This is a genomic window from Paraflavitalea pollutisoli (assembly GCF_029360705.1).
Classification (GTDB): domain Bacteria; phylum Bacteroidota; class Bacteroidia; order Chitinophagales; family Chitinophagaceae; genus Paraflavitalea; species Paraflavitalea pollutisoli.
The window spans coordinates 239,154-247,473 of record NZ_JARKMX010000006.1; the positions used below are offsets into that span (position 1 = coordinate 239,154).

Below are 8,320 nucleotides of genomic sequence, written 5' to 3' on the forward strand. Positions count from 1 at the left end.
TCCAGATTAATATTTCCAGGTCCAGTCCCGCACCTCGGGCATGTCAACACCATGTTCATTGATGTAGTTACGGTGCTGGATCAGTTTGTCCTGCATGGCCTGTTTCAAATAGCTGGCCTGGCTACCCAGGGCAGGTAGACGGTCGATCACATCCTGCACCAGGTGAAATCGATCCAGGTCATTCAGTACAGTCATGTCGAATGGTGTCGTGATGGTGCCTTCTTCCTTATAACCTCTAACATGGATATTGTCGTGGTTGGTGCTTTTATAGGTAAGCCGGTGTATCAGCCAGGGGTATCCATGAAAGGCGAAGATGACCGGTTTGTCTTTGGTAAACAGGGTGTCGAAATCATTGCTGCTAAGACCATGTGGGTGTTCGGTGGAGGGTTGTAATTTCATCAGGTCAACCACATTGACAACCCGGATCTTCAGGTCAGGAAGGTGCTCGCGTAATATCGACACGGCCGCCAGTGTTTCCAGTGTGGGAACGTCTCCTGCACAGGCCATCACGACATCAGGTTCCTGGCCCGCATCGTTGCTGGCCCAGGTCCAAATACCAATCCCTTTGGTACAATGTACTACCGTTTCTTCCATGGTCAGCCATTGTGGCGAGGGGTGCTTGCCGGCAACCACCACATTCACATAATGCCGGCTTTGGAGGCAATGGTCCATAACAGAGAGCAGGCAATTGGCATCGGGAGGCAGGTAAACCCGGATAACGGATGCTTTCTTGTTGACGACGTGGTCGATGAAACCCGGGTCCTGGTGCGTAAAGCCGTTGTGGTCCTGCCGCCATACGTGTGAAGCCAACAGGATGTTGAGCGAGGGTAGTTTGCGCCGCCAATCCATATGTGCTGTCATCTTCAGCCATTTGGCGTGCTGGTTGAACATGGAATCGATGATATGTACAAAAGCTTCGTAACTGTTCAACAAGCCATGACGTCCGGTGAGCAGGTATCCCTCCAGCCAACCTTCGCATTGGTGTTCACTGAGCATTTCCAGCACGCGTCCATCCTTACGTTGAAATTCGTCGGTCTCGTAGATCTCGCCGAGCCATTGCCGGTTGGTAGCTTCAAACACAGAGTTAAGGCGATTGCTGAGTGTTTCGTCGGGGCCAAATATCCGGAAGTTGCGGTGGGTGGCGTTGAGGTTTATTACATCCCGGATAAAGGTGCCCAATACACGGGTGTCGCCCGGGCCTATGATACCCCGCTTTTTCAATTCTAGTCCGTAGGTCCTGAAGTCGGGCATCCGCAGGTCCTGTAATTTGCCGCCGTGCGCATAGATATTGGCACCCATTCTTTTTTCTCCCGTTGGTGCAAGTGCTGCGATGGCGTGTTGAAGGACTCCACTATCATCGAATAGTTCTTCCGGTCTGTAGCTCTTCAGCCAGGTCTCCAACTGCTGCAGGTGTTCCGGGTTGTTGGCGGGATCATTGAGCGGTACCTGGTGTGCTCGAAAGGTGTTTTCAACGGGTAATCCGTCCACCACCTTGGGACCTGTCCAGCCCTTAGGGGTTTTAAGAATGATCATTGGCCAGCAGGGGCGACTAGCATCATCTTTTCCGGCGGCATCCTGCCTGATGTTTCGTATATCGTCAAATACCCGATCCAATACATCGATCATTTGCTGGTGCATCACCATTGGGTCGTCACCGGCAATGTAATAAGGTTTCCAGCCATATCCTTTGAACAAACTGATCAATTCGTCGTAAGGAATGCGAGCCAATAAAGTAGGATTGGCGATCTTGTATCCGTTGAGGTGCAGGATAGGCAATACAACCCCATCGGTAACCGGGTTGAGAAATTTGTTACTGTGCCAGGCGGTAGCCAGGGGGCCGGTTTCTGCTTCTCCATCGCCTACCACACACGCAACTGTCAATCCGGGATTGTCGAACACGGCGCCAAAGGCATGGCTGAGGGAATAACCCAATTCGCCACCTTCATGCATCGATCCGGGGCATTCGGGCGATACATGGCTGGGTATGCCGCCGGGAAAAGAAAACTGTTTAAACAGTTTTTTCATACCAGGTTCGTCTTGGGTAATCTCTGGATATATCTCTGTATAAGCTCCTTCGAGATAGGTATTGGCCACCATGGCCGGACCACCATGACCTGGACCTGAGATGTACAGCATGTTCAGATCCTGCTGTTTGATCACCCGGTTCAAGTGCGCATAAATAAAATTCTGTCCGGGTGTAGTACCCCAATGGCCCAGCAACATTTGTTTTACATGGGCGATTTGCAGCGGCTCCTTCATCAACGGGTTGTCGCGCAGGTAGATCTGGCCCACCGATAAGTAGTTAGCTGCACGCCAGTAGGCATCGATTTGTTGAATAAGGTCTTGTGGTAACCGGGCAGTAGCCGGGGCTGGTGCTGTTTGTCCCATCCTGGTAGTTATTGATTAATAAAATGATTCATCTGTCAGTGCGGCAAGGCAGATCGGGGGTGGTTGGGGGGTATTATAAATTTACTCAAGTCTTTGCAAAAACGAGGCCGCTGGTCGCCCGGTATTATAAATGAAAAAGCAGGGGACAATAAAAACCTGTATTCAGACAATTGCTTTACCGGCAATGCCGGATGTGCGGTCCATAATGTTCAAAAAACGGTAATATCGGTAAAGAACAGCGTATCGATATATGATAATTTTAGGCGATAAAGCACTATCCCTCTTATGCAGAAAAAGTTATACTTATTGCTGGGCATGCTGGCAGGTACCCACTTGCTTCACGCGCAGCAAACGAACCGCTTTCAACCCAGCCATGCAGAACTGGTACAACGTTATATACGCGCTTCCCGTATAGACAGTGCCACAAAGAATACGGTATTCAAATCGACGGTCGCCGTCAATTGGGTAGCAGGTGGTAAGGCTGGATGGTATTGCAATGTGTTAGCCGACAGCATCCAGGAATACGTCTATATAGATGCGATAAAGACGTCCAAACGTCCTTTGTTTGATCGGGTAAAGCTTGCCCGTGGTTTGCAGCAGGTGGGTGTGGTGGTAGACTCGCTGCGTCCATCGATAACGCAGGTAGAGCTGGAGGCAGGTAAGCCATCGATGCAATTTACTGTACAACGACAACGCTTCGAATGCAACCTCAATACCTATACGTGTACGAAGATAGCCATGGCTACGGCGCCCGTAGCAGGTGGCAACCGGCCCCGTTTCCAAGGTAGGTTCAATAGTGGATTTCCCAATGGTGCTGTTTCTCCCGACAAGCAATGGGAGGCTTTCCTCGAAAAAGGCAACCTGTATGTGAAGCCGGCAGCTGGTGGTGCACCTGTGCAATTGACGACTGATGGCACCTCTGACAAACCTTACGGCAGCATATATTGGAGCCCGGACAGCAAATACCTAGCGGGGTATCACATCAATATTGTGCGGGATTCCTCGGTTTACTATATTCTTACTTCCATGCCCAACACCTTCCGTGGTGTGTTGCGTTCGCAATCGTACAAACAACCCGGCGACCCCTGGACTTTGTATACCCCCTATGTGTTTTATCCATCACAACAGCAAAAGGCGGTTAAGGTCCAGGCAGAGCCGGTCGATTTCCTGAATGCACCTGAACCCCATTGGAGAGGTAATGATAGCCGATACTATTCCTACGAAAAAATGGATCGTGGTCACCAGCGCTTTAGGGTCATCGAAGTAGATGCCAGCAATGCGTCAACGCGTACCTTGCTGGATGAGAAGACCAATACCTTCATCTATAACAGCCGGAACTATACTTCCTATTTGCCAGCTACCAATCAGTTGGTCCGTACCTCTGAGAAAGATGGCTGGAATCATATTTACCTGACGGACCTGGTTACAGGCAAAGAACAGCCGGTAACAACCGGCCAATGGGTGGTGCGTGGTGTAGACAGTATCGACGCTGGCAAGAAGGAAATCTGGTTTCGTGCCAGTGGTGTGCAGGCCGGAGAAGATCCATACAATATTCATTACTACCGGATAGGATTCGATGGCAAAAGCCTGAAATCGCTGACTCCTGCCACTGGTCATCACGTACTGACATTTTCATCGGATAAGACGTTTTATACGGATACGTATTCCCAGGTCAATGTGGCCCCGCGTACGGTATTGTACCGCACGGCCGACAGTAAAGAACTGCTGTTGCTGGAAGAAGCCGATCTGCAGGTATACAAACGGGCAGGAGTTAGTCCGCCGGAAGTATTTGTAGCAAAGGCGAGAGATGGGGTTACCGATATCTGGGGTATCGTCAGCAAGCCTTCCGATCTGGACCCCTCCAAAAAATATCCGGTCCTGGAGAATATTTACGCTGGTCCGCATGATGCGTTTGTGCCCAAGAGCTTCGTGCCTTACAGTGAAATGCAAAGCCTGGCCGAACTGGGTTTCGTGGTGGTCATGATCGATGGCATGGGAACTGCCAACCGATCCAAAGCATTTCATGATGTATGCTGGAAAAACATAGCGGATGCCGGTCTGCCGGATCGTATTCTCTGGATCCAGGCCCTGGCTAAAAAATATCCCTGGGTAGATGCTGAACGGGTAGGTATTTATGGTACTTCCGCCGGTGGGCAGAATTCTACGGGGGCTTTGCTGACGCATCCCGAGTTTTACAAAGCGGCTGTGTCAGCCTGCGGTTGCCATGATAACCGGGTCGATAAGCAATGGTGGAATGAACAATGGATGGGCTATCCGGTCGGAAAACATTATGATGACCAATCCAATGTGACCAATGCTCACAAGCTCCAAGGTAACCTTTTCCTGATAGTAGGAGAGGCAGATACCAATGTGCCTCCGGAATCGACTTACCGGGTGGCTGATGCGCTGATCAAGGCGGGCAAGAACTTCGATTTGTTATCGGTGCCAGGTATGGGCCACAGCGATGGGGGCGTTTATGGCAGGATGCGTAAGCGCGACTTCTTTGTAAAACACCTCATGGGTGTGGAACCTCCAAACCGGAATGCTGGTGAAATACCAGCCTACGAGGAGGTTGGTCGGGAACGTTGGAGCTTCCAATAAGGCAATATTGTTGCATCGCCCCGTCAGTACACTGGCGGGGCGATTTTTTTTGTCCTGTGCGGATTTGCCCCCGCTTTGTGCCTCAAAAGCCGGTAGACGTAGAAATGATGTAGTAAGTGATCTGTAAAATAGGGTGTTGAGTAGGTTGATGTAGTAGCAGTGATGTAGTTGATTTTTTCTGCTACAGCATCCGGCAGGTTATTTTTATAACCTGATAAGTCCTGAACCCGGACTTGACATATATAAAATTTTGCAGGATGAAAAGAGTAATTGCCATATGTTGTTGCTGTGGTTTGTTGAACGCCACCGCACAAGCCCAGCCTTCGCCCCGACCGACTGCTGCCATCAAAACAGAACTTCGGAAAACGTCTAATGGCTTTCAGTTGTACCGCGATGGAGAGATCTATTTTGTAAGAGGTGCTGGAGGAAGCGGTTATCCCGCCCGGATTGCTGCCTATGGTGGTAATTCCATCCGAACCTGGGGGAGTCATGGAGCAGATAAGATTTTGGATACGGCTGCCAAATATGGTTTGACAGTCCTGCTCGGACTTGATGTTGCCCGCGAGCGGCACGGGTTCAACTATGATGATACCGCGGCAGTCCGCAAACAGCTGGACAAACTGCGTCAGGAAGTCATTAAATATAAAGATCACCCGGCCTTGCTGGCCTGGGGCATTGGCAACGAGCTGAATCTGCAGTATAAAAACACCAAGGTCTGGGATGCAGTGAATGAAATCTCCAAGATGATCCATGAACTGGATCCCAACCACCCCACCACCACGGTGTTGGCAGGCGTCAATAAAAACGTCGTAGACCTGCTGAAGACGAAGACAACAGACATCGATCTATTGTCGGTTAATACTTATGGCGGACTGGCAGGGTTACCCCGTACCCTGCGTGAGTCGGGCTGGGAGGGTGCTTATATGGTGACGGAATGGGGACCTACCGGACATTGGGAGGGGTTGGAAACTGAATGGAAATCTCCTATTGAAGAAACCAGCAGCGAGAAGGCGGCCGTGTACAAGAGCCGGTATGAGTATTCTGTGGAGCGGGATCGTGCCAAATGTTTAGGCTCTTATGTCTTTTTGTGGGGACAGAAGCAGGAGCGTACACCCACCTGGTACGGACTGTTTACCGAACAGGGCGAAGAATCGGAAGTGATCGATGTGATGCAGTACCTCTGGTCCGGAAAATGGCCTGCCAACAAAGCGCCGCACCTGTATTCGTTACAACTGGATAATAAAAAATCGACAGATAATATTTATGTGAAGCCGGGAACCAGCTATTCGGCGTTTGCCGTGGCTGCCGATCCCGATAAGGATAAATTGTCGTGGAGGTGGGAGGTGATGCCAGAGCCCACACAGCTGAGCGAAGGGGGCGATTTTGAAGCCAGGCCCAAACCCATACCAGGATTGGCGGCGGCAGCTGGCGATGGAAAGGCGACTTTAAAAACGCCGGTCAAAGAGGGCGCCTACCGCTTATTTGTCTATGTAACAGATGGTAACAACAATGTAGCTACCGCAAATATTCCCTTTTTTGTAAAGCCCTGATCCCTGCCGGATTATGCTTATTTTTAAGTGGGCAGCATTGCCCACTTAAAAATAGCTCCCATGATTGCTTCCTGCCGTTCACCGCGCCTACTACTGCCCTTCTTTTTGACCGCAGGCCTTTTCAGCACCCTGCTGCAGCCAGCCGCGGCGCAATCTCCTTCTTCCGGTAATTTTAGTAAACATACCGTCAGTCCGGTTTTTGTATCCGAGGGCGCTGCCGTCGGTGATGTCAACCGCGATGGCCAGATCGATATTCTGGCAGGGGCCTACTGGTATGAGGCTCCCCGCTGGCAGCGTCACACCATACATGGCGACACGCTTGATCCGGTAAAGGGTTACAGCACTACCTTTCTTAATTTTTGTGCAGATGTCAACAACGATGGCTGGCCCGACCTGATCCGCTTCGACGTGCCGGGCGAGGCTTGTGTGTGGTACGAGAATCCCGGGGGCGCACAGGGTTTGTGGGCTCGTCACGGCATCATGGCCCATGCAGGTATTGAGACCCCTTTATTCACCGATGTCGATCTGGATGGACACCTGGATATTATCTGTAACGATGCAGAGAAAAAAGAAGTGATTTGGCTGAAAGGGCCATCCGTAACCGGTCGCACGGATTGGGAAAGGATTTTGATCAGCAACGATCCCGAGCGCAGCACACATCGGTATACACACGGAATAGGATGGGGTGATGTGAATGGTGATGGCAGAAAAGATGTGATCACCAGGATCGGTTGGTGGGAAGCTCCGGCGAATGTTACCCGCCCGAACTGGACATTTCATGCAGCAGACCTCGGCCCGGATTGTGCGAATATGTTTGTGCAGGATGTGGATGGAGATGGTGATGCAGATGTACTGAGTTCTTCTGCGCATGACTACGGTATCTGGTGGTACGAGCAGCAAAAACAACCTGGCACTGAACCTGCCTGGACAAAGCACGAGATCAGCAGGCTTTTCTCCCAATCGCATGCCATGGCCATGGCAGATATCAATGGTGATGGCCAACAGGATATCATCACCGGTAAAAGGTATTTTGCCCACAACGAAAAAGATCCTGGCGCTTTTGAGCCTGCTGTATTGTATTGGTTCGAGTTTCGTCCAGGGGCTGCGCAACGATGGGTTCCCCATCAGATCGATAACAATTCCGGCATCGGCAACAGTTTTGTCGTACAGGATATCAATAAAGACGGCCTTCCTGATATCATTGTCTCCAACAAAAAAGGCGTTTATTTTTTTGAGCAACTTCGCTAAATAGCTACACGGTTACACAATATTACGCTTATTCGGTACTTGCGCCTATCCGATATAATTATCCAGATGGAAGACGGAGTCCTCCCGTTGCCGTCAAAAAAAGCCACCTCGAAAGTGAGGTGGCTTTTTTTATTAGTGTGCCCAGCATGATCTTAAACTTGGAGGTGGGAGTCCTCTACGGGCCTTGATAGTGGGAACCGTTAGCCAATGGCAAGGGTGTCCACCGCGAGGTGGAATCTGGAGGAAGCCTGCGGCAAAGTCCCGGTCCGACGAACAGAAACTGTATACAAGGCATCAAGAGGTGGACAAGGCTGCTAAGCAAGCTAAAGTCCTAAACTATCCGGACCTGTTTGATGTAAATACAGCGGACACATGGGATGAAAGTGTACGGTCTTACCTGGGGATATCTGCCCAACTGCTGCCGGCGGTAGACGCGTATCCTAAAGGGGCAATGAATATCAGAGATGGTATATCAGGTTTGGCAGAAGTCAGCTCTGGAAGTAGTACCTGTGGCCTAAACAGGGAAGGCCCAG

4 protein-coding genes are annotated in these 8,320 nt (G+C 50.6%); 3 read left to right on the plus strand and 1 reads right to left on the minus strand.

The genetic code is table 11. From position 1 onward, the window contains the following. Positions 1-6: 6 nt before the first annotated feature. Positions 7-2,388, minus strand: a complete 2,382-nt coding sequence (locus P2W70_RS14090) for a phosphoketolase family protein (RefSeq protein ID WP_276482119.1) — start codon at positions 2,386-2,388, stop codon at positions 7-9. A 285-nt stretch (positions 2,389-2,673) separates the two neighbouring features. On the opposite strand from P2W70_RS14090, the gene P2W70_RS14095 reads away from it, so the two are divergent. The 3 genes from P2W70_RS14095 (at position 2,674) to P2W70_RS14105 (ending at position 7,787) form a co-directional block, all read left to right on the plus strand. Further along, positions 2,674-4,989 (plus strand): S9 family peptidase, encoded by a 2,316-nt coding sequence (locus P2W70_RS14095; protein WP_276482120.1) that lies wholly within the window; start codon positions 2,674-2,676, stop codon positions 4,987-4,989. A gap of 257 nt (positions 4,990-5,246) precedes the next feature. Then, positions 5,247-6,539 carry a glycoside hydrolase 5 family protein gene (locus tag P2W70_RS14100; protein ID WP_276482121.1) on the plus strand — a complete coding sequence of 431 codons (1,293 nt, stop codon included), beginning with the start codon at positions 5,247-5,249 and terminating at the stop codon, positions 6,537-6,539. A 60-nt stretch (positions 6,540-6,599) separates the two neighbouring features. Continuing rightward, positions 6,600-7,787 carry an FG-GAP repeat domain-containing protein gene (locus P2W70_RS14105; protein ID WP_276482122.1) on the plus strand — a complete coding sequence of 396 codons (1,188 nt, stop codon included), beginning with the start codon at positions 6,600-6,602 and terminating at the stop codon, positions 7,785-7,787. Positions 7,788-8,320 lie beyond the last annotated feature (533 nt).

Excerpts from the sequence above, each read along its gene's own strand:
- P2W70_RS14090 (WP_276482119.1), bottom strand. The coding sequence starts at position 2,388 with ATGGGACAAACAGCACCAGCCCCGGCTACTGCCCGGTTACCACAAGAC.
- P2W70_RS14105 (WP_276482122.1), top strand. The coding sequence starts at position 6,600 with ATGATTGCTTCCTGCCGTTCACCGCGCCTACTACTGCCCTTCTTTTTG.
- P2W70_RS14095 (WP_276482120.1), top strand. The coding sequence starts at position 2,674 with ATGCAGAAAAAGTTATACTTATTGCTGGGCATGCTGGCAGGTACCCAC.
- P2W70_RS14100 (WP_276482121.1), top strand. The coding sequence starts at position 5,247 with ATGAAAAGAGTAATTGCCATATGTTGTTGCTGTGGTTTGTTGAACGCC.